The organism is Streptomyces sp. NPDC044719 (assembly GCF_056433405.1).
The window spans coordinates 533,971-556,568 of record NZ_JBWKHE010000005.1 but is presented as its reverse complement, the minus strand read 5'-3'; the positions used below and the strand labels follow the sequence as shown (position 1 = coordinate 556,568).

The window sequence follows — 22,598 nt, the reverse complement described above, 5'->3', positions numbered from 1 at the left end:
GGGCCCGCGCGTTCACCGCGCGGCAACACACCCGGTCGAAGTCGTAGTCCTGACGAGACGGCCAGAAGGGCTCGAGGTCATGACGACCCGTCGAGGTGCACTTCTGGTGGCTGGCCATGACTCCATTGAAGCAGAGCTGATCCCGCGAGGGGACCCTCCTCTCACTGCTTGGACACCTGCCCCGTCAGGGGCGCGGGGAACTGCGCGACAAGCCACGACGCCGCGGCAGACGCACAGACGGCGCGGCAGACGCACAGAAGCGCCCACCGCGAACGGTGAGCGCCTCGGGGAGCGTGCGGGACAGGTCAGACCTGTCCGGCCTTCTCCAGCGCCGAGCAGCACGTGTCGACGAGCAGACGCGTCACCACGTACGGGTCGACGTTGGCGTTCGGACGGCGGTCCTCGATGTAGCCCTTGCCGTCCTTCTCGACCTGCCAGGGGATACGGACCGAGGCGCCGCGGTTGGAGACGCCGTAGGAGTACTCGTTCCACGGGGCGGTCTCGTGCAGACCGGTCAGGCGGTCGTCGATGCCGGCGCCGTAGTTCTTGACGTGGTCGAGCGGCTTGGAGCCCTCGCCGAGCGACTCGGCCGCGGTGATGATCGCGTCGTAGGACTCGCGCATCGCCTTGGTGGAGAAGTTGGTGTGCGCGCCGGCGCCGTTCCAGTCGCCCTTGACCGGCTTCGGGTCGAGGGTGGCGGCGATGTCGAAGTCCTCGGCGGTGCGGTAGAGCAGCCAGCGGGCCACCCACAGGTGGTCGGAGACCTCCAGCGGGGAGACCGGGCCGACCTGGAACTCCCACTGGCCGGGCATGACCTCGGCGTTGATGCCGGAGATGGCGAGACCGGCCTTCAGGCAGTTGTCCAGGTGCGCCTCGACGACGTCACGGCCGAAGATCTCGTCCGCGCCGACACCGCAGTAGTAGCCGCCCTGCGGGGCCGGGAAGCCGCCCTTGGGGAAGCCGAGCGGGTAGCCGTCCTGGAAGAAGGTGTACTCCTGCTCGATGCCGAAGATCGGCTCCTGCGCGGCGAACTTCTCCGCGACCTCGGCCAGCGCGGCACGGGTGTTGCTGGCGTGCGGGGTGAGGTCGATGTTCAGGACCTCGCAGAGCACCAGGATGTCGTCGCCGCCGCGGATCGGGTCCGGGCAGGTGAAGACCGGCTTGAGGACGCAGTCCGAGGCGTGGCCCTCGGCCTGGTTGGTGGACGACCCGTCGAAGCCCCAGATCGGCAGTGCGTCGAGACCGGCGGGCGAGCCCGCGATGATCTTGGTCTTGGAACGCAGTTTGGCCGTCGGCTCGGTGCCGTCGATCCAGATGTACTCAGCCTTGAAGGTCACGGGCCACATCCTTCGGGGTGTGTCTGGGCGCGTATCGCGGGTGCTGCGGCGCTGCGGCACCGGTGCGCCGCGTCAACTGTCCGGCAGACTGTCAACGGGCGATTTCCCGGCCATTGCTCGAATGTGAACCCCGTGTTACCTGGTGTGCCTGTGCCGTACTTCACGCCGAGAGGGCGTCTCCGCCCGGGCGAGGGGGCGGTCACCGGCTTCCCTCCGTCAAGCCGGTGACCGCCCCCTCGCCCCTGTGACCCGGACGTGCCGGTCCTGCTGCTCCTGGCCGGGAGCAGCAGGACCGGTGACACGTACGAGGGGCGGCCGAGGGGTGGGCCGCCGCCTCAGTGACCCGTTCGGCCGTCCGGCATCACCCCACCTTCTCGATCAGGGCCCGGCGGATCAGGAACTTGCCGGGCTCACGCACCTGTTCGAAGGCCGCGTTGTTGAGCAGCGCACAGCTGCCGGAGACCGAAGTGACCTCCACCGTCGTGGACTTGTTGTTGTCCAGGTTGGTGACCTTCAGCTGCGTGCCCACCGGGAACTGGTTGCTCGACGCGGCAGGGGCACCGCCCTCGCCGGAGAGCGTGACGGTGGAGCCGTTGCACACCTGCTGCCCGGAGGCCGCAGCGCCACCGCCGGCGTTTTCCGCCGGGGCCGACTCCGCGGGCTGCGAGGCCTCGGCGCCCCCGGCCGCGTCCTGACCGCCGCCGGCCTGCTCGCCGCCGGCCTGCTCACCACCCTGCGCGGGCTGCGACGGCTGCGCGGCCTGGGAGTCCTGAGCCGACTCCCCAACCGTGCACCCCGACGCCTCCTGCTTCCGCTTGATCTCCTCGATGACCGCCTCGCGGTTGGCGATCCGGGCTTCCGACTGTGCGTCGGGGTTGGCCTTCTGGTCCGCGATGAACTTCTCGTTGTTGCCGAGCGCGGTGGCGAGACCCAGGCAGGCCGTCGACTCCGCCGCCGACTTGGTATGCGCGGCCGGCGGCGTGGCGTTCGACGTGCTCGCCATGACGAAGGCCCCGCCTCCCGCCACGGTCACCGCGCTCACCAGCAGCGCGATCTTCTTCTTCGGGCCGAGAGTTCTCCTACGCGACATGCGCGCCTCCTGAAGAGGTAGGGGAGCGTACGTCGTTATGTACGAGATACCGAACGAAGTTACTCAGCGGTTACAGGAGTCACTGAAGTGACCTGCGTCACGGGGTCGTTCTAGCGGGAGAGGGCGTCCCGCACGGCCTCGTCGGTGCGGCCCACCACGGCCGTACCGTCGTCCGCGGTGATGATCGGGCGCTGGATCAGCTTCGGGTGCTCGGCGAGCGCCTTGATCCACCGGTCACGCGAACCGGCGTCCCGTGGCCACTCCTTGAGCCCGAGCTCCTTGGCGACCGCCTCCCCGGTGCGGGTGATGTCCCAGGGTTCGAGCCCGAGGCGCTCGAGAACGCCACGGATCTCTTCCTCGCTCGGCACGTCCTCCAGGTAGCGGCGGACGGTGTAGTCGGCCCCCTCGGCGTCGAGCAGCGACACGGCACTACGGCACTTCGAACAGGCCGGATTGATCCAGATCTCCATGGGGGGCACGGTACTCGCTGCCGCCGCTGTTCGATTTTCTGCCGACTCACGCGCCCCTCGCGGACCTGCCGTGACGCGATGCCAATTTCCCTGCTCACCAGGGCATTTGTGGCTCTCGGTGGACTCCCCGTTGTCAGTGCCGGGCGGTAAACTGTAAGCAGTGTTCGAGGGTGGCGCCGGGGTCGCAGAGGACTCGGTGCGCCGCCCGCCCGCGACAGGAGGATGCCTGTGCCCGCTGCCGCTCTGAAGTCGAAGCCGTTGCCCACCCAGTCCACCGCGAAGCGTCCCGTCCTGCTCGACCTGCCGTATGCGCCCGTGGAGAAGCGGCCGCTGCCGCCGGGCCGGCCGCGCGAGTGGTACGTCACGCACAACCGTCGCCTCAAGGCGATGCGACTCGCCATCGCCCTGCTCGACTCCGGCGTCTACATGCCGAACCAGGCCCGTAACGAGACGATCCGCTGCGCGGCGGAGCAGATCGGCGTCCACCCGCCGTCGGACACGACGTGCCACATGGTGCGGGCGTTCATGCGCTACGCGCGCTGAAGCCGGCCCACCGGTGTTCCCGGCGCGGGGAACACCGGTGGGTTCAGCCGGGCGAAGCCCTCCTGGCGTTCGTAGGGGAAGTAGGGATACGGCGCCGGGCGGTGGCTCGCCGCGTCGAGCTTCGCCACCTGCTCGGGGCTGAGGGCCCAGCCGACCGCGCCGAGGTTCTGGCGCAGTTGCCGCTCGTCGCGGGCGCCGATGATGACGGAGGACACCGTCGGCCGCTGGAGCAGCCAGTTGAGGGCGATCTGCGGCACGGCCCTGCCCGTCTCCTCGGCGATCTCGTCCAGCGCGTCTACCACGTCGTAGAGGTGCTCGTCGGGAACGGGCGGTCCGTAGTCGGCCGTGCGGTGCAGCCGGCTCCCGGGCGGCAGCGGTGCGCCTCGGCGGACCCTGCCGGTGAGGCGCCCCCAGCCGAGCGGGCTCCAGACGATCGCACCGAGGCCCTGGTCGAGGGCGAGCGGCATGAGCTCCCACTCGTAGTCGCGGCCGACGAGGGAGTAGTACACCTGGTGGGCCACATAGCGCGGGTGTCCGTGCCTCTCCGCGGCCGCGAGGGACTTCATCACCTGCCAGCCGGAGAAGTTGGACACGCCGGTGTAGCGCACCTTGCCCGCCCGGACGAGTGTGTCGAGCGCGGCCAGTACCTCGTCGACCGGCGTCCCGGCGTCGAAGGCGTGGAGCTGGAACAGGTCGATGTGATCGGTGCCGAGTCTGCGTAGAGCGTCCTCGCAGGCGGTGATGAGACGGGAACGGGAAGAGCCCGCGTCGCCCGGTCCGTCGCCCGTCGGCAGGCCGGTCTTGGTGGAGACGATCACCCGGTCCCGGCGGCCCTTGATCGCCTGCCCCAGCACCTCCTCGGAGGCGCCGGCGGAGTAGACGTCGGCGGTGTCGAACATCGTGACCCCGGCGTCCAGGCAGATGTCCACCAGACGGCGGGCCTCCCGCGCGTCGGTCGTGCCCCACGCGCCGAACAGCGGGCCCTGCCCGCCGAAGGTGCCGGCTCCGAAGCTCAGCGCGGGAACCATGAGTCCGGACGCGCCCAATCGCCTGTATTCCATCTCGGCCCCTTTCGGCTCAGTTAACGGGTCTGTGGTTCCGTTAACAGTCACTAAGGTAGCAGGGTGAACCGCTTAATGGAACGGGAGTGCCGTTATGGCTGACGGAGGCGAGCCGGGGACCGTACGGCCGGGAGGGCGCACGGCGCGGGTACGGGAGGCGGTGCTCAGGGCGGCCGAGGACGCCCTGACCGAGCAGGGCTTCACCGGCCTGGACCTGGCCGACATCGCCCGCCGCGCCGGAGTCGGCAAGACGACCGTCTACCGCCGCTGGGCGACGGTCACCGGGCTGGTGGCCGACCTCCTGCTGGACATGGCCGAGCAGTCCGCGCCGCGCACCGAGACCGGCTCGCTGCTCGGCGACCTGACGGCCAACGCCCGGCTCGTGCAGCGAACCCTGACGGACCCTCGGCAGGGTCCGCTCTTCAAAGCGCTGATCGCCGCCGCCACCGGCGACCCCAAGACGGCCGCGGCACTGCGGCGCTTCTACGACATCCGCGTCAGGGAATGGGCTCCCTGCGTGCGGCAGGCCGTCGACCGGGGCGAGGTGCCCGAGGGCACCGACACGCACGAAGTGATCCGTGCCGTCTCCGCCCCGCTCTACTACCACCTGCTGATCAGCGGCGCCCGGCTCGACGGCGCCACGGCCGACCGGGCCGCCGAGGCAGCCGCGACGGCGGCACGCGCGGGCGTGTACGTACGCGCCTGAAATTCTGAGGACCCGGCCTCAGGCGTACCGTTCCATCAGCCTCGCCACATACGCCTCCAGCCGCCCGCCCAGCACCTCCGGTGTCAGATCGGTCCGCCCCAGCTCCCGCCAGGGGACCGCCAGTTTCGCCGCGTCGGGGACGTAGGCCAGAGCGTCGAGCAGCCGCCAGTACAGATGGTCCGGGCCGTCGGCCAGGAGCCGGCCGCCGTGTGCCTCGTAGCGCTCCCGGAATCCGAGGCCGTACTCCGGGCCGTGCAACAGCGCGAGCGCCGTCGAGCAGTGGGCGACGTCGAGGTCGGCGGGACCCCACGAGGTCTCCACCCAGTCGACGACACCGCCGATCCGCAGACCGGCCCCCGAGCCCGTGAACAGCACGTTCCCGGGGTGGAAGTCCCGGTGCAGGAAACAGCCCTCGTACGGCGGGGGATCGCGGCGGATGACGTCCACGGCCCGCTCCCAGCCCGGCGGGACGCCCGTCGGCGAGGTCCACGCCTGGTACGCGCGCGGACGCTCCTCGGGGACGACCCGGTGGATCGCGGCGAGTTGAGCCGCGAGCAGCTCCACGCGGGCGTCGAGGTCCTCCTCGTCGACCCGGACCCGCCCCGGCAGCACGGACATCAACAGGGACGGATGGTCACAGTGCTCGGCGGTCGCGTCCACGCCGATCAGGCCGGGGGCCGGCACGCCCTCCTGCCCGGCCAGCAGTGTGAGCACGTCCGCCTCGCGGGCCAGCAGCCCGGGGGCGTGCCGCCGGAAGAAGGGCTTCACGAAGGTCCGCAGGGCCAGGGCGGTGCCGTCGTCGAGGGTGAGCCGCCGCATCTGGGCGCTCCAGCCACCCTTCAGAAAAGACGACTTGGCGACCGTACGGCCCTCCGGGAGCTGCTTGGCCACCCACGCCCGGGTCGCCGTCCAGCCCTGCTCGCCGAGCCCGGTCAGCAGAGCGGTCACGAAAACCCGCCGGTCGTCGGGACGGTCGCGGAACCACAGGCCCAACCGGTGCTCCGCCTCGGGCAGCTCCCAGTGGGTGAACTGGGCGCGCCGGGCCAGCGCCTCCGATACGGCCTCCGTCACGGCGGGCGGGATGACCTCGTCCGTGCCGGGCACAGCGAGCACCGCCCGCCCTTCGTACGCCCGCAGCGCGTCGAGCGCGGGCGACGCACGCCAACTGCCGGGCCGGCGGATGATCTCGCTGAACCGCCCGTCGCCCCGCCCGAAGGGCACGTCCCACGCCTCGGCCGCGTACACCGCGGGCGCGCACAGCCCCAGGGCCGCCACCCGGTTCCCGTAGTGCCGGGCGAGATCGGCCACCGTCTGACCGCTCATGCTGAACCCGACCAGGATCAGCGGCCCGTCCCCGCGCGCGTGCGCGTCGATCACGGACACGGCCTGCTCGAAACGGCGGCGCAGGCTCAGCTCCGGCAGCCGGCCGGTGCTCTCCCCATGGCCCGAGAAGTCGAAGGCGAGGACGTGGCATCCGTGTGCGGCGAACTCCGACAGCAGCGGCATCAGCCGCTCCTTGCTGCCGTTGCCCGCGCCGTGCAGGACCACGGCGGTCGCTCTCGCCGACGCACCGGCTCCGCCGTACAGCCCACTGAGTCGTTCACCGCCGGTGGTGTGTGTGAAAGGGACCAGCTCCAGCTCACTCATACGGTCATTCACTCACGCCGCGCAGGCACGTGAGGGGTTATCAGAGGCCGGGCGCTCCCCATACCGGGAACCAGCGGCCCAAATCCTGCTCGATCCGCAGGTCGCCGTCGAGGGCCGCCCGCACCTGGAGCTCCAGCGCGTTGTCGCGCCGCTGCGCCTCGTCCGGCAGGGGCGCGAACGGGTAGAAGGTGCCGCGCTTGTAGAGGTAGACCAGCGCGAGCCGCCGGCCGGCCCGGTCCCGGAACCCGGCCAGGGAGCACAGCAGTTGCGGGCCAAAGCCGTTGACCTCCATCTGGCTGTTCACCGCGTGCAGGTCGTTCACCAGCGCGTGCAGCTGGTCGGGGGCGCGGTGCGAGACCAGCCAGGAGTAGCCGTAGTCGTCCTGCCGCAGTTCCACCGGTGGGCCGTCGCGGTCGGTGTCGGCGTCCAGCAGGGCCTGCACCTCGCGGTGGGTCTGCTCGAAGGCCGCGCCCTCGACCGTGGCGAAGCACACCGCGCCCTGCCCGGTCGGGGTGAAGCCCGCCGCGGCCTCCAGGGTCACGGCCGCCGAGGGCAGGGCGAAGAGCCGGTCGAGATCCGCCGCGACCGGCTTGGTCCGGCCGAGCAGGATGTCCAGCAGCCCCATGTCCGTGCTCACACTCCTCCGGGCGCCGCCGCCTCGCCCAGCTCGGCGGAGATCCGGCCCAGTTGGTCGAGGCGCTGCTCCAGGCTCGGGTGGGTCGAGAAGAGCCGTGCGACACCGGGGTCGCGGCCCAGCGCGGGGGTGAAGTAGAAGGCGTTGAGCGCCTGGGCCGTGCGCAGGTCCTTCGTCGGGATGCGGGCGATGTCGCCGGAGACCTTGGTGAGGGCGGAGGCGAGCGCCGAGGGCCGGCCGGTGAGCAGCGCGGCCGCCCGGTCGGCGGCCAGTTCCCGGTACCGGGACAGGGCCCGGATCAGCAGGAAACTGATCGCGTACACGGCGGCGGCCACCCCCATCACCGCGGCGAAGACCGCGGCCGTGTTCTGGTCCCTCCTGGCGCCGCCGAACACCTGCGAGTAGAACGCGAACCGCACGATCAGCCCCGCGATCACACCCAGAAAGGACGCGACCGTGATCACGGCGACGTCCTTGTGCGCCACATGCGACAGCTCGTGCGCGAGGACGCCCTCCAGCTCGGCCGGCTCCAGCCGCCGCAGCAGCCCGGTCGTCACACAGACCACCGCGTGATCCGGGTTCCGCCCGGTCGCGAACGCGTTCGGCATGTCCATCTCGGACACGGCCACCACCGGCTTGGGCATGTCCGCGAGGGCACACAGCCGGTCCACGACCCCGTGCAGCTCGGGAAACTCCTCCCGCTCCACGACCCGCCCGCGCATGGCGTACAGCGCGATCCGGTCCGAGAACCAGTACTGAGCCCCCAACAGGCCCGCCGCGACCACCACGACCAGCACCCAGGACTTCAGCAGCACGATCAGCGCCGCCACGAACCCCACGTACAACAACCCGAGCAGGAACAGCGTGATCCCCATACGGGTGGTCAACCGCCGGTCGCTCCGGAAGCGGCTGTGCATCTGCATCACCCCGCAGTCAGGCACTCGTCCCACTGCCAGTGTGCACCCGGGCCCGCCCATGAACGGGTTGTGATCGGCCCCAGGACAGGCAAAGGCGTCAGCCGCCCGCGCCCACCGCGTACCCGGGCACGGACGGCCACCGCACGGTCAGCACCACCGACTCCTCCTCCGCGACCCAGGAGTGATCGACCCCACGCCCCCACACGACGTAGTCCCCCTGCCGCTCCAGCAGCACGCTGCGCCCGGGAAGCTCCACCCGGAAACGCCCGCTGATCAGCACCAGCAGCGCGGTCCGCCCCTCACCCCGCACCCACTCCGCCCGCTCGTCACCCCGGGGATGAACACCCCACTTGATCTCGACGGCCTCGCTGTGCCGGGGGTCCCCGACGTCCTTGAAGTGCCCGAGAATCCACCCACGGTCCAGCGCGGCGTCCGCACCCGCGTTGCCCACGTACACACTGTCGTCCACGCGCGGGGACGCTAGCAGCCGCCTGGTCGGCCCTCTCGGCGCACGCTCCGCTACGGTGCCCGGAAGTTGATGTACCCCAGCAGCACGATCAGCGCCGCCACACAGCCGAACACCACGGCCGTGGAGAGCCACGATGAGCGGGAGCCGGAGCGTGAGCGGGAGCCTGAGCGGGAGCGGCGGCCGCGTGAGCGGTGGTCGGGCTCGGGGCGGAAGGGTACGGGGCCGGGAGGGTTGTGTTTCCAGCGCGCGGCGAGCATGCGGGCCCGGGCCGAGGGCTCCTTGTGCTCGGCGTCGTCCGCCCATCTGAGGTCGAACTCGCGCTCCTGGCCGTCCTGTTCGTGCTCGGACATTCCCACTCCACCCCCGTGTGGTCCTGTCAGCAGAATAGAACACATGCCCGCGCCCCCGCTGCCGGTAGGACAGCGGGGGCGCGGGCGTCATGCCTCGATCAGGCGTCGATCACACGTCGAAGTACAGCTCGAACTCGTGCGGGTGCGGACGCAGCTGCAGCGGCGCGATCTCGTTCGCGCGCTTGTAGTCGATCCACGTCTCGATCAGGTCCGGCGTGAACACGTCGCCCTGGAGGAGGAACTCGTGGTCGGCCTCAAGGCGGTCGAGGACGGCCGGGAGGGAGGTCGGGACCTGCGGGACGCCCGCGTGCTCCTCGGGGGCGAGCTCGTAGAGGTCCTTGTCGATCGGCTCGGCCGGCTCGATCTTGTTCTTGATGCCGTCCAGGCCCGCGAGGAGCAGCGCCGAGAAGGCCAGGTACGGGTTGCCGGAGGAGTCGGGCGCGCGGAACTCGACGCGCTTGGCCTTCGGGTTCGAGCCCGTGATCGGGATACGCATGGCCGCGGAGCGGTTGCGCTGCGAGTAGACGAGGTTGACCGGCGCCTCGAAGCCCGGCACCAGACGGTGGTACGAGTTCACCGTCGGGTTGGTGAAGGCCAGCAGCGACGGGGCGTGCTTGAGGATGCCGCCGATGTAGTAGCGGGCGGTGTCCGACAGGCCCGCGTAACCGGCCTCGTCGTAGAAGAGCGGCTGGCCGCCGGTCCACAGCGACTGGTGGACGTGCATGCCCGAGCCGTTGTCACCGAAGATCGGCTTCGGCATGAAGGTCGCCGTCTTGCCGTTCTGCCAGGCCACGTTCTTCACGATGTACTTGAAGAGCTGCAGGTCGTCGGCCGCGGCGAGCAGCGTGTTGAACTTGTAGTTGATCTCGGCCTGGCCGGCGGTGCCCACCTCGTGGTGCTGGCGCTCCACCTGCAGACCGGCGCGGTCCAGCTCCAGGGAGATCTGGGCACGCAGGTCGGCGAAGTGGTCGACCGGCGGGACCGGGAAGTAGCCGCCCTTGTAGCGGACCTTGTAACCACGGTTGTTCTCGAGGGCGCCGGTGTTCCAGGCGCCGGCCTCGGAGTCGATGTGGTAGAAGGACTCGTTCGCGCTGGTCGCGAAGCGGACGCTGTCGAAGACGTAGAACTCGGCCTCCGGACCAAAGTACGCCGTGTCGGCGATCCCGGTGGAGGCGAGGTAGGCCTCGGCCTTCTTCGCCACGTTGCGCGGGTCACGGGAGTACTGCTCGCCCGTGATCGGGTCGTGGATGAAGAAGTTGATGTTGACCGTCTTGTCGCGGCGGAACGGGTCGACCCGGGCGGTCGACAGGTCCGCGCGCAGCGCCATGTCGGACTCGTGGATGGCCTGGAAGCCGCGGATCGAGGAGCCGTCGAAGGCCAGCTCCTCGGCCGGGTCGAAGGCCGATGCGGGGATCGTGAAGTGCTGCATCACGCCCGGCAGGTCGCAGAAGCGGACGTCGATGAACTTGACGTCCTCGTCCGCGATGAACTTCTTGGCCTCGTCGGCGTTCTGGAACATCCAGCTCCTCCTACTCCCGACCGTCCCGCCGGGGTGGTAGTTCGTTCGTGCTGCCAGTGCGGGTGGCACACGCTGACGTAGACCCTAGGGACGGGTGGTTTCTCTGGCGTGACTCATTTGTTTCGCACAAGTTAACCGGCTCACCCTCCACCGTAGCCCGGACACACCCCGCCGTGCCCTGGTCATTTACGGGCGCAGTACCGTGGACGGGTGGACAACAGGCAAGCACTCGGATCGTGGCTTTCCGGGCCCCGCGCGGCCGCGGAAGAGGCCGGTGTCGACTTCGGATACCGGGGTGAGCAGCTCGGTCTGCCCGAGGAGGGACCCGGCTCGATCGCCCGCCCGGGCCGCCGACTCGGCGCCCTCGCGGTGGACTGGGGTCTGAGTCTCCTGATCGCATACGGTCTTATCACGCAGAGCTACAACGAAGCGGCGCAGATCTGGGCGCCGCTCATCCTGTTCGCCCTCATGGTGCTCACGGTGGGCACGGTGGGCTTCACCCCGGGCAAGCGGCTCTTCGGCCTGCGGGTGCTCGCCCTGGACACCGGCCGGGTCAGCCCCTGGCGGACCCTCCTGCGCACGGTTCTGCTCTTCCTCGCGATCCCCGCCCTGATCTGGGACCGCGACGGCCGCGGTCTGCACGACCGGATGGCGGGCACGGTCGAGGTCCGCATCTAGCGACCCCGACGACCTGCGCTGACGACGAGCTGACGACCGCTGGCGACCGCTGACGACGAAGGGGCGCCCGGATCACCGGGCGCCCCTTCGTCGTCAGCGTGTGCGGGGGAGTCAGCGGGCCTTCGGCCCGCCCTTCGGCAGCTTCATGCCCTTCGGCATGGGCCCCTTGGGCAGCGGCATGTTGCTCATCAGGTCGCCGAGGGCGCGCAGCCGGTCGTTGGTGGCCGTGACCTGCGGGCCGGTCAGCACGCGCGGCAGCTTCAGCATGGTCGTGCGCAGCTTCTTCAGCTCGACCTGGCCCTCGCCCGTGCCCACGACCAGGTCGTGCACGGGTACGTCCGCGACGATGCGGTTCATCTTCTTCTTCTCGGCGGCGAGCAGGGACTTCACCCGGTTCGGGTTGCCCTCGGCGACCAGGACGATGCCGGCCTTGCCGACCGCGCGGTGCACCACGTCCTGGTTGCGGTTCATCGCCACCGCGGGGGTCGTCGTCCAGCCCCGGCCGACATTGTCGAGTACCGCCGCGGCGGCGCCGGGCTGTCCCTCCATCTGCCCGAAGGCGGCCCGCTCGGCCCGGCGCCCGAACACGATCGCCGACGCGAGGAAGGCGAGCAGGAGGCCCAGGATGCCGAGATAGATGGGGTGACCGATCAAGAAACCGATCGCGAGGAAGACACCGAAGGTGACGATTCCGACTGCCGCGAGTACAAGACCGATCTTCTTGTCGGCCCTGCGGGTCATCTTGTAGGTCAGAGCGATCTGCTTCAGTCGCCCGGGGTTCGCAGCGTCCGCTGCAGGTTCCTTCCTCGCCATGCCACGAAGTCTACGTGGCCCCACAAGCGCCGACGACGGCAGTGCCCGCCGGGGCCCCGTGGGGGAGGGGCCGCGCTCAGGGGCGGACGGAGACGGACCGGGAAACGGACTGGTCGAGGACGCGCTGCGCCTCGACCCGGTCCTTGGCGCGACGGCGGTCCTCCAGCACGGAGGTCCACGCGTTGCGGCGGGCGGTGCGCTGACCGCTGCTCATCAGCAGCGACTCGACGGCACGCAGTGCGGTGGTGAAGGACGGAATCGCGGTGGCGCGGACCGGCGCGGCCTGCATGGGTGAGGTCCCCCCTCGGTGTGGGTGTACGTGCTGTGAGTTCAGCGTCACTGATTGGTGTTACCAGGGCGTGACCGGCCGGTCAAACACCCATGAAGCCCCGGCGGGGAGTGGTGAAACGCCGACGCGGTCCCGACATGTGCCCTCATCTGCGAGGACGGTCGGGACCGCGTCAAATCGGCCGCTACTGGCGGGTAGTGTCTTGTGCGTGAATTCACACGCTTGTCTCGCCCTGTGCGGGCAGGGGTGGTGACGATGCGTCAGACGGCCTGGGCCGCGATGCGCGCGTCCCGCTGCTCCATGGCCATCTTGAAGAGGCGTCCCGCGCGGTACGAGGAGCGCACCAGCGGGCCGGACATCACACCGGAGAAGCCGATCTGCTCGGCCTCCTGCTGCAGCTCCACGAACTCGTGCGGCTTGACCCAGCGCTCCACGGGGTGGTGGCGCACGGAGGGCCGCAGGTACTGCGTGATGGTGACCAGCTCGCAGCCCGCGTCGTGCAGCTGCTTGAGCGCGTCGCTGACCTCCTCGCGGGTCTCGCCCATGCCGAGGATCAGGTTCGACTTGGTGACGAGGCCGTAGTCGCGGGCCTCGGTGATGACCTTCAGGGAACGCTCGTAGCGGAAGCCGGGGCGGATGCGCTTGAAGATCCGCGGGACCGTCTCGACGTTGTGCGCGAAGACCTCGGGGCGGGAGGAGAAGACCTCCGCCAGCTGCTCCGGGACGGCGTTGAAGTCGGGCGCGAGCAGCTCGACCTTGGTCCGGCCTGCCTCGCGGTCCGCCGTCTGCTGGTGGATCTGGCGGACCGTCTCGGCGTACAGCCAGGCGCCGCCGTCCTCCAGGTCGTCGCGGGCGACGCCGGTGATCGTGGCGTAGTTCAGGTCCATCGTGACCACGGACTCGCCGACCCGGCGCGGCTCGTCGCGGTCGAGCGCCTCGGGCTTGCCGGTGTCGATCTGGCAGAAGTCACAGCGCCGGGTGCACTGGTCGCCGCCGATGAGGAAGGTGGCCTCGCGGTCCTCCCAGCACTCGTAGATGTTGGGGCAGCCGGCTTCCTGGCAGACCGTGTGCAGGCCCTCGCTCTTCACGAGGTTCTGCATCTTGGTGTACTCGGGACCCATTTTCGCCCGGGTCTTGATCCACTCGGGCTTGCGCTCGATGGGGGTCTGGCTGTTGCGGACCTCCAGGCGCAGCATCTTGCGTCCGTCGGGTGCGACTGCGGACACGACCGGCTCCCTAGCGATTGATTCTTCGGCGTCCTCAAGGGTACGCCCGTTGATTTGAATGCCTGTGTGGGTGCTAGCCCCTCCACGCGCGGCTTTATGCCGCGGGCGTCTTCTCGATCTCCCGCGGCTTCAGCTCCGCGTTCTCCAGTACGTCCCTCAGGTGGCGCTCCACCACCGGCAGGACCTCCTCGATCGTCACGTCGCGGCCCAGTTCGTTCGCCAGGGACGCGACGCCCGCGTCGCGGATGCCGCAGGGGATGATCCGGTCGAACCACTTGTTGTCGGGGTTCACGTTGAGCGCGAAGCCGTGCATGGTGACGCCCTTGGCCACCCGGATGCCGATCGCGGCGATCTTGCGGTCCTCGCGGCGCTGGCCCGCGTTGGACGGCGCGTACTCCGGGCCGTTCATGCGCGGGTCGAACTCCTCGTCGTGCAGACGCGGGTCGAAGTCCAGGGCCAGCCCGCCGAGCGCGGGGCGCTGATCCACCGGGTCGCCCAGGACCCACACGCCGCTGCGGCCCTCGACCCGGGTGGTCTCCAGGCCGAACTCCGCGCAGGTGAGGATCAGGGCCTCTTCGAGGCGGCGTACGTGCGCCACGACGTCCACCGGGCGGGGGAGCTTCTGGATCGGGTAGCCCACCAGCTGGCCGGGGCCGTGCCAGGTGATCTTGCCGCCGCGGTCCACGTCGACGACCGGTGTGCCGTCCAGGGGCCGCTCGTTGTCCGCCGTGCGCCGTCCGGCCGTGTAGACCGGCGGATGTTCCAGCAGCAGGACCGTGTCGGAGATCTCGTCGGCGAACCGTGCCGCGTGCACCCGGCGCTGCTCGTCCCAGGCCTCCTGGTACTCGACGGCCTCGTCACCGAACCCCATGCGGACGAACCGCAACCCACTCACGGCAAGCGCCTCCCTCGGACGGGTGTGTCAGGCACGTATCGCGCCCAAGCCACTGTACGTCCGGCCCGCACACGTCAGTCCCGGGGTCAATCCTCACACGATCGGATGAATGTCCGGGAAAATGTGTGATGGGGTGCTTACTCTCCGCTACATTCGCGCCGTCCAGCAAGCCAAAAGGCCTGCTCACACGCAATCCGGCACATCACCAACACCGGAAGGCAGGAGACCGCACCGCACCATGACGGAACGACCCGCGCAGCGCACCCCCAACCGACAGCTCGCCGCGCTCATCGCAGAAGCGGGGTTCTCCAACGCGGGACTCGCCCGTCGCGTGGACCAGCTCGGTCTCGAACACGGGCTCGACTTGAGATACGACAAGACCTCCGTCACCCGGTGGCTGCGCGGCCAGCAGCCCCGAGGCACCACGCCCGCGCTCATCGCCGAGGTCTTCACCCGGCGCCTGGGCCGCCGCCTCACCGCCCAGGACCTCGGCCTGGACGCCTGCGCCCCGGTCTACGCGGGGCTGGAGTTCGCGGCCGCCCCCGAGGAGGCCGTCGACATCGTCAGCGGGCTGTGGCGCAAGGACTCCGGCAGCCACGCCGAGCTGCGCAAGATCGCCTTCACCCCGGCCGGGCTCGTCGTGCCGAGCCGGGACTGGCTGATCGGCCGGGCCGACGAGAAGGTCGCCCGGGGCGAGCCGCCCGCCGCCCACATCCCGGCACAGGGCCGCACCCCCGTCCGCCTCCCGGCGGCGGACGGCCCGGGCGTACCGTCCCTGCCCCGCCAGCGCGGCCAGGCCGAGCGCGGCCCCGGCCAGAAGGTCACCGCCGGGGACATCGCCGCCCTGCGCTCGGTCGGCGAGCTCTTCCGCACCCTCGACGACGCCTACGGTGGCGGTCACGCCCGCCAGGCCCTGGTGCGCTATCTGGAGCACGAGTGCGAGCCCATGCTGCGCGGCACCTACGGCGAGCAGACCGGCCGCCGGCTGTTCGCGGCCGCCGCCGACCTCACCCGGCTCGCGGGCTGGACGTCGTACGACATCGCCGCGCACGGACTCGCCCAGCGCTACTTCGTGCAGGCGCTCCGGCTCGCCCAGGCGGCGGGGGACCGGACGTACGGGGCGTACGTGCTGGTCACCATGAGCCGGCAGGCCGTCTACCTCGGGCACGGGCGGGAGGCCGTGCAGCTCGCCCGCGTGGCACAGCAGGGCGTCGGCACCTCGGCCCCGCCCGTCGTGCAGACGCTGCTGCACGCCTCCGAGGCACGCGGGCACGGAGTGCTCGGCGAGGTCCGGGCCTGCACCGCGGCCCTGGTCCGTGCCGAGCGCGCCCTGGAGACGGCCCGGCCGGGGGACGACGTGCCGCACTGGGCGAAGTTCTTCGACGAGGCACAGCTCGCCGACGAGTTCGGCCACTGCCACCGGGACCTGCAGCAGTTCCGCGCCGCCGCCCAGCACGCGGAACGCTCCCTGCAGCTACGCGCCCCCTCCTACGCCCGCAGCCGCCTCTTCTGCCGCGTGGTCCTGGCCACCGCCCGCCTGGGCCTGGGCGAACTCGACCAGGCCTGCCAACTCGGAGCGGAGGCGGCGGGCCAGGCCGCGGAGATGCGTTCGGTAAGGGCGGTGGAGTACGTGAGGGACTTCGAGCGCCGTCTGGAGCCTTACAAGGACGCGGCACCCGTGCGGACTTACCGCGACAAGGTATCGGCCTTGGGGTGAGGTTCCTTGCTTTTAGGGGCGCGGGGAACTGCGCGAACAACCCCCACGCACCCGCACCCGACCAAGCACCTACGCAGCCCGCGGCACAGTAGGCAGCGGATCGGCGACATGCATGGACCGCCCGACCTTCAAGTCCGCCAAAATCGCCGCCGACGCCCGATGCCCGGAGTGCAAGGCACCCTGGACAGTACTGGTGTCCCGGTGATCCCCACACACATACAGGCCCGCGATCAACCGCACCGGCCGCCGCAGATCATGCGGCGGCCGCATCGCCGGCACAGCCTCCACCGTCCGGTGCACGGCCAACGTCTCCCACCGAGCCGTCGGCATCCCGTACAGCCGCGCCAGATGCATCCGCACAGCCGTGTCGACATCCCCCGGCGGCCGCCCCAGCACCGTCGAGGACACCAGCGCCCGCCCGGCCGGCGCCCGGGACGGATCGACGCGGCTCACCACCGCCGTGTGCGCGACCGGCCCGCCGAGATCCGCGTCGAGCAGCAGTGACGCCCCCGTCTCCGGCGGCTCGTCGGTCGTGTGATGCACCACCGTCACCGGATGGAAATCCGGCACCCGCAGCCCGGGCAGCAGCTCGGCGGCGGCCCGGGCATCGGTCGCCACCAGCACCGCCCGGCAGCGAATCTCGCCGTGCTCGGCGGTGGTCACCGAGGTCGTTGAGACGGAGGTGACGCGCACGCCGGTGTGCACGGTGCCCGGCGGCAGCGTGCGTGCCAGCAGCTCCGGCAGGGCCTCCGCGCCGCCCTCCGGTACGCAGAGCCGGCCGCTCGCGAAGGCCCGCAGCGCCAGGTCCGCGCACCGGCTGGACGTCGTCAGGTCCGGGTCGCACAGCAGGGCGGCGAGCAGCGGACGCAGAAAGCCGTCGATCGTACGGGCGGGCAGCCCGCGCGCCGCCAGGGCCTCACCGGCGGGCCGCTCCGGGCGGGCCAGCAGCCGCTCGGCCGGGGTGCTCGCCAGCCGGGTGAGGGCGGCACCCAGCCGGGCCTGGTCGACGGCCGTGCCGAGCGGGGCGCCGGACCGGCTCCGCGGCACGGAGACCTGCCGTCCCGGCACCGCCACCGGCCGCCTGGGCGGCCTGGGAGCGACCGGCGACCGGGGAGCGCTCGCCAGGGCGCGCACTGCATGGAGTGCGCCCCGTGCGCCTCGTGCGCCCCCCGCACCCGCCTGGACGCCCGCGCGATGGTGGCGTCCGTCGCCGTGCAGCAGGACACCGGGCGCGAAGGGGCGCAGAACCAGCCCGTCCAGGCCGGGTGTCAGACGCAGTTCCGGATACGCCGTGGACAGCAACTGGCCGATTCTGTCGAGCCGGAAGCCGTCGACCTTCTCCGTCGCCATGCGGCCGCCGACCCCGTGGGCGGCCTCCAGGACCATGGTCGTCACTCCTGCGCGGGTGAGCCGGTTCGCGGCCGAGAGTCCGGCGACCCCGGCCCCCACGACGACCACGTCCGCCTGGTACGCGGGCTCAAGCACGTGCCCCTCCTCGAGGTTGCGCGGGCGCTGGAGACGTCATGCCCTCAACAGGCCGCAGGGATACGCGGGTTCTGGTCGAGGGTAGGGCTGTGATCGGTCAAATGGGGTCGCGCATCAACAGGGCACGGTCGCACGGCGGTCGCATGCGGATGCCTTGTGGGCATGAAGTGGTCGCAGGGGGCTGGGGGCCGACTCGAGGAGCGGACTCGGAGCGGCCGGGACCCGTCACAGCGCCGCCCGGATCGCCCCCTCGATCTCCGGGAACGCGAACCGGAAGCCCGACTCCAGCAGCCGCGCCGGCAGCACCCGGGCGCTGCCGAGCACGTCCCCGGCCATCTCGCCGAGCACGCTCCGCAGGACGGGCGCGGGCACGGCGAACAGCGTCGGGCGGTGCAGCACACGTCCCATCGCCGCGGTGATCTCACGGTTCGTCAGGGGGCTCGGGGCGGTGAGGTTGAACGGCCCGGACAGACCGTCCGTGTCGATGAGATGCCGGATCGCGGCGACCTCGTCGTGCAGGGCGATGAACGACCAGTACTGCCGCCCGTCGCCCATCCGCCCGCCGAGCCCCGCCTGGAACAGCGGGAACAGCCGCCCCCACGCACCGCCGTCGCGCGACACGACCAGGCCGGTCCGCGTGAACACCGTGCGGACACCGGCCTCCTGGGCCGGTGCCGTGGCGCCCTCCCAGTCCACGCACAGCGACGGCAGGAAGCCCTCACCCGCCGGCGCGCTCTCGTCGACGCTCCGGTCCCCGGTCTCGCCGTAGTAGCCCATGGCGCTGCCGTTCACGAAGACCCGCGGCCGGTCCTTCTCGTCCAGCGAGGCGATGGCCTCGGCGAGCGCCGCCGTGCCGTTCACCCGGCTGTCGCGGATCCGCCGTTTGTAGGCGTCCGTCCAGCGGCGGTCGCCGACCCCCGCCCCCGCCAGGTTCACCACCCCGTGGCACCCGGCGAGCCCGGCCGCGTCCACACGCCCGCCCTCCGGGTCCCAGCGGACCTCGTCCGCCTCCCGGGGCTCATGGCGCACGAGGCGCACCACCTCGTGCCCGTCCGCGGTCAGGGACCGCACCAGAGCGCTGCCGATCAGACCGGAGGCGCCGGTCACCGCGATGCGTCGCATGGCTCAATCTTGCCGGTCGCCGCCATAAAAGCCCCGTCGGGAACCGGTCTCGCCGACGTACCGTGACCGCCATGCCGACTCCGCACATACGACCCGCACGGCTCGACGACGAGGAGGCGCTCGGGCTGCTCGACCGCGCCGCCTGGTCACCTCTGCACGCCGTGATGCCCGAGCCGCAGCCGCCGTACCCGCCTTTCTTCAGTGAGCGGCATGCGCCCGAGGACTGCCTCGTCGCCGAGGTCGGCGACCGCCTCGCGGGCTATGTCCGCCTGGGCTTCCCCACCCTGGCCGACGCGGGCCGGCACGTCCGACAGATCCAGGGCCTGGCCGTCGCCGAGCACGCGCGCGGCCGGGGCGTCGGGCGGGCGCTGGTCCGCGCCGCCGTCGACGAGGCCCGCCGACGCGGCGCCCGCCGCCTCACCCTGCGCGTCCTCGCCCACAACGCCCCGGCCCGGGGACTCTACGAGTCCGAGGGGTTCGTGGTGGAGGGGATCCTGCCCGAGGAGTTCCTGCTCGACGGGAAGTACGTCGACGACGTGCTGATGGGGCACACCCTCTGACTGATGGGGCACACCCTCTGAGCCGGACCTACGACGCGGCCAGCTCGCCCGTGTCCACCGGAGCCGTCGCGTCCGCCGCCCCTCGCGCGTCCGAGGCGACCTCGGCCGCCGTCAGGACGTAACCGGTCTCGGCGTCCGAGGTGGAACGGGCGAAGACCACGCCGTAGACCCGGCCGTCGGTGGTGAGGAGAGGGCCGCCCGAGTTGCCGGGGCGGACGGTGGAGCGGATCGAGTAGATCTCGCGGGTGACCGTGCCGTCGTTGTAGATGTTCTGGCCCGTCGCCCGCACGCGGTTCGCGACGGTCGCCCCCTGGAGGTTCAGGTCACCGTCCTCCGGATAGCCCGCGACGACCGCCGAATCGCCGCGCTCCGCCGCGTCGTCGAACCGCAGCACCGGGGCCTTCAGACCCGGCACGTACAGCACGGCCACGTCCTTCTGCGAGTCGAAGAGCACCACCCGCGCCTCGTACGTCCGCCCGACCCCGCCGATCTGCACGGTCGGCTCGTCGATGCCGGCCACCACATGGGCGTTGGTCATCACGTGCTCCCGCGCGTACACGAACCCGCTGCCCTCGCGGCCCTGGGTGCCGGCGACGCCCTCGACCTTCACCGTGCTCCGCTTGGCGGCGTTGGTGGCGGCCGCTGTGACACTGTCACCGGAGGGCGCGGCGACCTCGGCGGTCGACTCGTTCTCGAACGGGTTGAAGACCTGCGGGAAGCCCGCCTGGGTCAGCGCGGACGTGGCCCCCGAGAACCAGTCCGGCGTGGTGTCCGGCATCGTCCGCTGCACGGCGTCGAGCAACCGCGAGTCCCGGATCGCCGAGGTGACCAGCGGCGACGAGGACACGCCCAGGACGCTCGCGGCCACCCAGGCCACGATCAGCACCGCGACGGAGTTGGCCACGGCCCCGCCGATCCCGTCCGCCACTCTGAGCGGCCCCCTGTCCAGCTCCCGCCGCAGCCGCAGCGCCAGGCGCCCCGCCAGTTCGTGCCCCACCACCGCCGGGAGCAGCACCGTGAACACCGCTGTCAGGGTCGCCCCCGTCGTCCCCGGCGTCACCAGGTCCATCACCCACGGCAGGACCCACACGCCGATGGCGGCGCCGCCCACGAAGCCCGCCAGTGACACACAGCCGGCCACCAGCCCGCGCCGGTACCCGGACGCCGCATAGGCCAGGACGACCAGCAACAGCAGGATGTCGAGCAGGTCCACGCACGCCGCCTTTCATTCGGAACCCCTTAGTACGTGGGGGGAGGGCCCGGTGATCAGTCACACGCGCGTGGATGATCAGAACCGGCCACGCGTCCGTGCATCCGGAAAAACGTCGCGGACCGTGACGATGGTTCCACCGGGTGGCACATCACACATCGCGGACGGACCGGATCGGGCCGACAGTGAGCACATGCGTGTCTTCCGAAGACGGCAGGGTGCGCGAAGGCACCGCGTCGTCAGGACACCCGGCATAGCCGGCCTGCCGCGCGCCGCCCGGGTGGGCCTCGGCTGCCTGCCGGGACTCACCGCCGCCGTCGCGCTGGTGCTGTGCGCCTACGGCGTCGAGAACGCCGCCGACAACGCCTCCCAGCCGGCAGCCGCCCGCCCCACCGCCAAGCCCTACACCGCCCCCCGGCCGCACATCGTGCTCCGGTCGCACTGGCTGGGCGACGCCGCCCGCACACAGCCGCGCCCCCGCTACGACGACCGGGTCGGCGCCGTGTTCGTCCACCACACCGACACGCCCAACGGCTACGACTGCGCCGACGCGCCCCGCATCATCCGGGACGTGTACACCGGCCAGACCGGCACCCGCGACTGGGACGACATCGGCTACAACTTCGTCGTCGACCGCTGCGGCACCATCTACGAGGGCCGCGCCGGCGGTGTCGAGCGTGCCGTCACCGGCGCCCACACCCAGGGCTTCAACCACGGCACCACGGGCATCGCCGCCCTCGGCACCTTCACCGCGGGCATGCCCGTGCCGCGGGCCATGATCCACGCCATCGCCGCGCTGTCCGCCTGGAAACTGGGCCTGTCCGGCACCGACCCGCGAGCCAGCGTCCGGCTGGTCTCCAGCAACGGCCTCAGCCGGTACGCGGCCGGCACCTCCGCGAAACTGCCCGCCCTCGCGGGCCACAACGACGGCTACATGACCAGCTGCCCCGGCGCCGCCCTGCACGCCCGCCTGCCGGAGATCAGAGAGCTCGCGGCCCGTCTGCAGCACCGGCCGGAAGACCCACAGCAAGGTCACAGCCGGCGCGCGGTGTCCTCAGATCCGGGCCCCCTACGGTCACCCTCACAGGCAGCCGACCGGAGGTGGAGACCATGAACAACGGTCATACGGAGCACCCGCACACCCGGAGCGCTGCCGAGCGCGGCCCCTGGGCGGTGCTCCGCGCGGTCGCGACCGTGGTCCTGGGCCCGGCGGCGGCCACCGCGTCCGCCCTCGACCAGGCCAACGCGGCCCCGCTGCACCCCGCGGTGAAGGCCGACACCCGGAGCCTGGCGGTCAGCCCCTGAAGCGCTCCCACAGCCGGGGATAGCGCTCGGCGAGGAGCCGCTCGTTCTCGAAGTCCAGCGACGTGCCCTCCGGCTCCGGAGGCGCGGGCGGGATCTCCAGGTCCGGGGCGACCACGCCGGTGAGCTGCTCGTAGGCCTCGTCCGCCGCGTAGCCGAGCTCCTCGCCGTCGCCGTCGACCTCCTCGTCGAAGTCGTCCAGCAACTCGGCGAGCGCGTCCGGGTCGTGCACGGCGCCCTCGAAGACATGCCGGCCCTGGCCGATCAGCCAGCACCGGAAGAAGTCGAAGGCATCGTCGCTCGCCCCGTCGAGCAGCACCCAGGCGGCGCCCCACAGGTCCCACCGGTAGGCGCGGTTGTAGCGCGACTCGAAGTGCCGGGCGAAGTCCAGGACCGAGTCCGGGTCCAGCTGCGAGAGCCGGTCCACGAGCAGGTCGGCCTGCTCCTCCGGGTCGCCTTCGGCGGCCTCGCGAGAGTCGTCGACCAGCTCCCAGAACTCCGTCTCGTCCATCACGGGACAAGCATCGGCCCTGGGGCACACGGGCGCACCCGGAGTGC

The 22,598-nt window shown here is 71.3% G+C and carries 25 protein-coding genes; 7 read left to right on the top strand and 18 right to left on the bottom strand.

The window, feature by feature from the left end; genetic code table 11:
* Nucleotides 1-305: 305 nt before the first annotated feature.
* From glnII to AC07DF_RS22685, 3 genes are all read right to left on the bottom strand, one after another.
* Nucleotides 306-1,337: a glutamine synthetase gene (gene glnII / locus AC07DF_RS22695; RefSeq protein ID WP_478974115.1), complete on the bottom strand. Its 1,032-nt coding sequence runs from the start codon at nucleotides 1,335-1,337 to the stop codon at nucleotides 306-308.
* A gap of 361 nt (nucleotides 1,338-1,698) precedes the next feature.
* The gene (locus AC07DF_RS22690) at nucleotides 1,699-2,427 is read right to left on the bottom strand and encodes an RlpA-like double-psi beta-barrel domain-containing protein (protein WP_478974112.1); all 729 of its coding nucleotides are present in this window, start codon (nucleotides 2,425-2,427) and stop codon (nucleotides 1,699-1,701) included.
* A gap of 110 nt (nucleotides 2,428-2,537) precedes the next feature.
* Nucleotides 2,538-2,897, bottom strand: a complete 360-nt coding sequence (locus AC07DF_RS22685) for an arsenate reductase family protein (protein ID WP_478974109.1) — start codon at nucleotides 2,895-2,897, stop codon at nucleotides 2,538-2,540.
* A 228-nt stretch (nucleotides 2,898-3,125) separates the two neighbouring features.
* On the opposite strand from AC07DF_RS22685, the gene AC07DF_RS22680 reads away from it, so the two are divergent.
* Nucleotides 3,126-3,440: a hypothetical protein gene (locus AC07DF_RS22680; RefSeq protein WP_382839553.1), complete on the top strand. Its 315-nt coding sequence runs from the start codon at nucleotides 3,126-3,128 to the stop codon at nucleotides 3,438-3,440.
* On the opposite strand, the gene AC07DF_RS22675 is transcribed toward AC07DF_RS22680, so the two are convergent.
* On the bottom strand, nucleotides 3,428-4,501 hold the full coding sequence (locus AC07DF_RS22675) for an aldo/keto reductase (RefSeq protein ID WP_478974105.1): 1,074 nt from the start codon (nucleotides 4,499-4,501) through the stop codon (nucleotides 3,428-3,430). The genes AC07DF_RS22680 and AC07DF_RS22675 overlap by 13 nt on opposite strands.
* 94 nt (nucleotides 4,502-4,595) lie before the next feature.
* Here AC07DF_RS22675 and AC07DF_RS22670 point away from each other — a divergent pair, with 94 nt between their 5' ends.
* Entirely contained in the window at nucleotides 4,596-5,207 is a 612-nt protein-coding gene (locus AC07DF_RS22670; protein ID WP_478974102.1) for a TetR/AcrR family transcriptional regulator, read from the top strand.
* Nucleotides 5,208-5,225: 18 nt separating this feature from the next.
* Here AC07DF_RS22670 and AC07DF_RS22665 read toward each other — a convergent pair whose 3' ends face one another.
* The 6 genes from AC07DF_RS22665 to glnA form a co-directional block, all read right to left on the bottom strand.
* Nucleotides 5,226-6,854, bottom strand: coding sequence for an alpha/beta fold hydrolase (locus AC07DF_RS22665; protein WP_478974099.1), 1,629 nt, complete (start codon nucleotides 6,852-6,854; stop codon nucleotides 5,226-5,228).
* 40 nt (nucleotides 6,855-6,894) lie between these two features.
* Entirely contained in the window at nucleotides 6,895-7,479 is a 585-nt protein-coding gene (pspAB, locus tag AC07DF_RS22660; protein ID WP_478974656.1) for a PspA-associated protein PspAB, read from the bottom strand.
* 8 nt (nucleotides 7,480-7,487) lie between these two features.
* Nucleotides 7,488-8,405: a zinc metalloprotease HtpX gene (gene htpX / locus AC07DF_RS22655; RefSeq protein WP_478974096.1), complete on the bottom strand. Its 918-nt coding sequence runs from the start codon at nucleotides 8,403-8,405 to the stop codon at nucleotides 7,488-7,490.
* Between the two features lie 97 nt (nucleotides 8,406-8,502).
* Entirely contained in the window at nucleotides 8,503-8,874 is a 372-nt protein-coding gene (locus AC07DF_RS22650; protein WP_478974093.1) for a cupin domain-containing protein, read from the bottom strand.
* A 50-nt stretch (nucleotides 8,875-8,924) separates the two neighbouring features.
* Entirely contained in the window at nucleotides 8,925-9,224 is a 300-nt protein-coding gene (locus AC07DF_RS22645) for an SCO2583/SCO2584 N-terminal domain-containing protein (RefSeq protein WP_478974090.1), read from the bottom strand.
* Nucleotides 9,225-9,333: 109 nt separating this feature from the next.
* Entirely contained in the window at nucleotides 9,334-10,743 is a 1,410-nt protein-coding gene (gene glnA / locus AC07DF_RS22640) for a type I glutamate--ammonia ligase (protein ID WP_478974087.1), read from the bottom strand.
* Nucleotides 10,744-10,953: 210 nt separating this feature from the next.
* Here glnA and AC07DF_RS22635 point away from each other — a divergent pair, with 210 nt between their 5' ends.
* Nucleotides 10,954-11,421: an RDD family protein gene (locus tag AC07DF_RS22635; protein ID WP_478974084.1), complete on the top strand. Its 468-nt coding sequence runs from the start codon at nucleotides 10,954-10,956 to the stop codon at nucleotides 11,419-11,421.
* A gap of 111 nt (nucleotides 11,422-11,532) precedes the next feature.
* Here AC07DF_RS22635 and AC07DF_RS22630 read toward each other — a convergent pair whose 3' ends face one another.
* The 4 genes from AC07DF_RS22630 to lipB form a co-directional block, all read right to left on the bottom strand.
* Nucleotides 11,533-12,234, bottom strand: a complete 702-nt coding sequence (locus tag AC07DF_RS22630) for a DUF4191 domain-containing protein (RefSeq protein WP_391104835.1) — start codon at nucleotides 12,232-12,234, stop codon at nucleotides 11,533-11,535.
* A gap of 76 nt (nucleotides 12,235-12,310) precedes the next feature.
* The gene (locus AC07DF_RS22625; RefSeq protein WP_215121925.1) at nucleotides 12,311-12,523 is read right to left on the bottom strand and encodes an SCO2195 family GlnR-regulated protein; all 213 of its coding nucleotides are present in this window, start codon (nucleotides 12,521-12,523) and stop codon (nucleotides 12,311-12,313) included.
* Nucleotides 12,524-12,783: 260 nt separating this feature from the next.
* A complete protein-coding gene (lipA, locus tag AC07DF_RS22620; RefSeq protein ID WP_478974079.1) occupies nucleotides 12,784-13,749 on the bottom strand; it encodes a lipoyl synthase in 966 nt (321 codons plus the stop codon).
* 94 nt (nucleotides 13,750-13,843) lie between these two features.
* Nucleotides 13,844-14,644 (bottom strand): lipoyl(octanoyl) transferase LipB, encoded by an 801-nt coding sequence (gene lipB / locus AC07DF_RS22615; RefSeq protein WP_478974076.1) that lies wholly within the window; start codon nucleotides 14,642-14,644, stop codon nucleotides 13,844-13,846.
* Between the two features lie 238 nt (nucleotides 14,645-14,882).
* Here lipB and AC07DF_RS22610 point away from each other — a divergent pair, with 238 nt between their 5' ends.
* Complete coding sequence (locus tag AC07DF_RS22610; RefSeq protein ID WP_478974073.1) at nucleotides 14,883-16,361, top strand: regulator; 1,479 nt, start codon at nucleotides 14,883-14,885, stop codon at nucleotides 16,359-16,361.
* 69 nt (nucleotides 16,362-16,430) lie between these two features.
* Here the strand turns inward: AC07DF_RS22610 and AC07DF_RS22605 are convergent, their stop codons facing one another.
* Nucleotides 16,431-17,846 (bottom strand): NAD(P)/FAD-dependent oxidoreductase, encoded by a 1,416-nt coding sequence (locus AC07DF_RS22605; protein WP_478974070.1) that lies wholly within the window; start codon nucleotides 17,844-17,846, stop codon nucleotides 16,431-16,433.
* Nucleotides 17,847-18,071: 225 nt separating this feature from the next.
* The gene (locus tag AC07DF_RS22600; RefSeq protein ID WP_478974067.1) at nucleotides 18,072-18,968 is read right to left on the bottom strand and encodes a TIGR01777 family oxidoreductase; all 897 of its coding nucleotides are present in this window, start codon (nucleotides 18,966-18,968) and stop codon (nucleotides 18,072-18,074) included.
* Nucleotides 18,969-19,039: 71 nt separating this feature from the next.
* Between AC07DF_RS22600 and AC07DF_RS22595 the strand changes: the two genes are divergently transcribed.
* Nucleotides 19,040-19,528 carry an N-acetyltransferase family protein gene (locus tag AC07DF_RS22595; RefSeq protein ID WP_478974064.1) on the top strand — a complete coding sequence of 163 codons (489 nt, stop codon included), beginning with the start codon at nucleotides 19,040-19,042 and terminating at the stop codon, nucleotides 19,526-19,528.
* A gap of 28 nt (nucleotides 19,529-19,556) precedes the next feature.
* Here the strand turns inward: AC07DF_RS22595 and AC07DF_RS22590 are convergent, their stop codons facing one another.
* Complete coding sequence (locus AC07DF_RS22590; protein ID WP_478974061.1) at nucleotides 19,557-20,741, bottom strand: MarP family serine protease; 1,185 nt, start codon at nucleotides 20,739-20,741, stop codon at nucleotides 19,557-19,559.
* A 190-nt stretch (nucleotides 20,742-20,931) separates the two neighbouring features.
* Between AC07DF_RS22590 and AC07DF_RS22585 the strand changes: the two genes are divergently transcribed.
* Nucleotides 20,932-21,852: a peptidoglycan recognition protein family protein gene (locus AC07DF_RS22585; protein WP_478974058.1), complete on the top strand. Its 921-nt coding sequence runs from the start codon at nucleotides 20,932-20,934 to the stop codon at nucleotides 21,850-21,852.
* Nucleotides 21,849-22,043: a hypothetical protein gene (locus tag AC07DF_RS22580; protein WP_478974055.1), complete on the top strand. Its 195-nt coding sequence runs from the start codon at nucleotides 21,849-21,851 to the stop codon at nucleotides 22,041-22,043. Before AC07DF_RS22585 ends, AC07DF_RS22580 begins: the two co-directional genes overlap by 4 nt.
* Here AC07DF_RS22580 and AC07DF_RS22575 read toward each other — a convergent pair.
* Nucleotides 22,033-22,554: a DUF4240 domain-containing protein gene (locus tag AC07DF_RS22575; protein ID WP_478974052.1), complete on the bottom strand. Its 522-nt coding sequence runs from the start codon at nucleotides 22,552-22,554 to the stop codon at nucleotides 22,033-22,035. The genes AC07DF_RS22580 and AC07DF_RS22575 overlap by 11 nt on opposite strands.
* Between the last annotated feature and the right edge of the window lie 44 nt (nucleotides 22,555-22,598).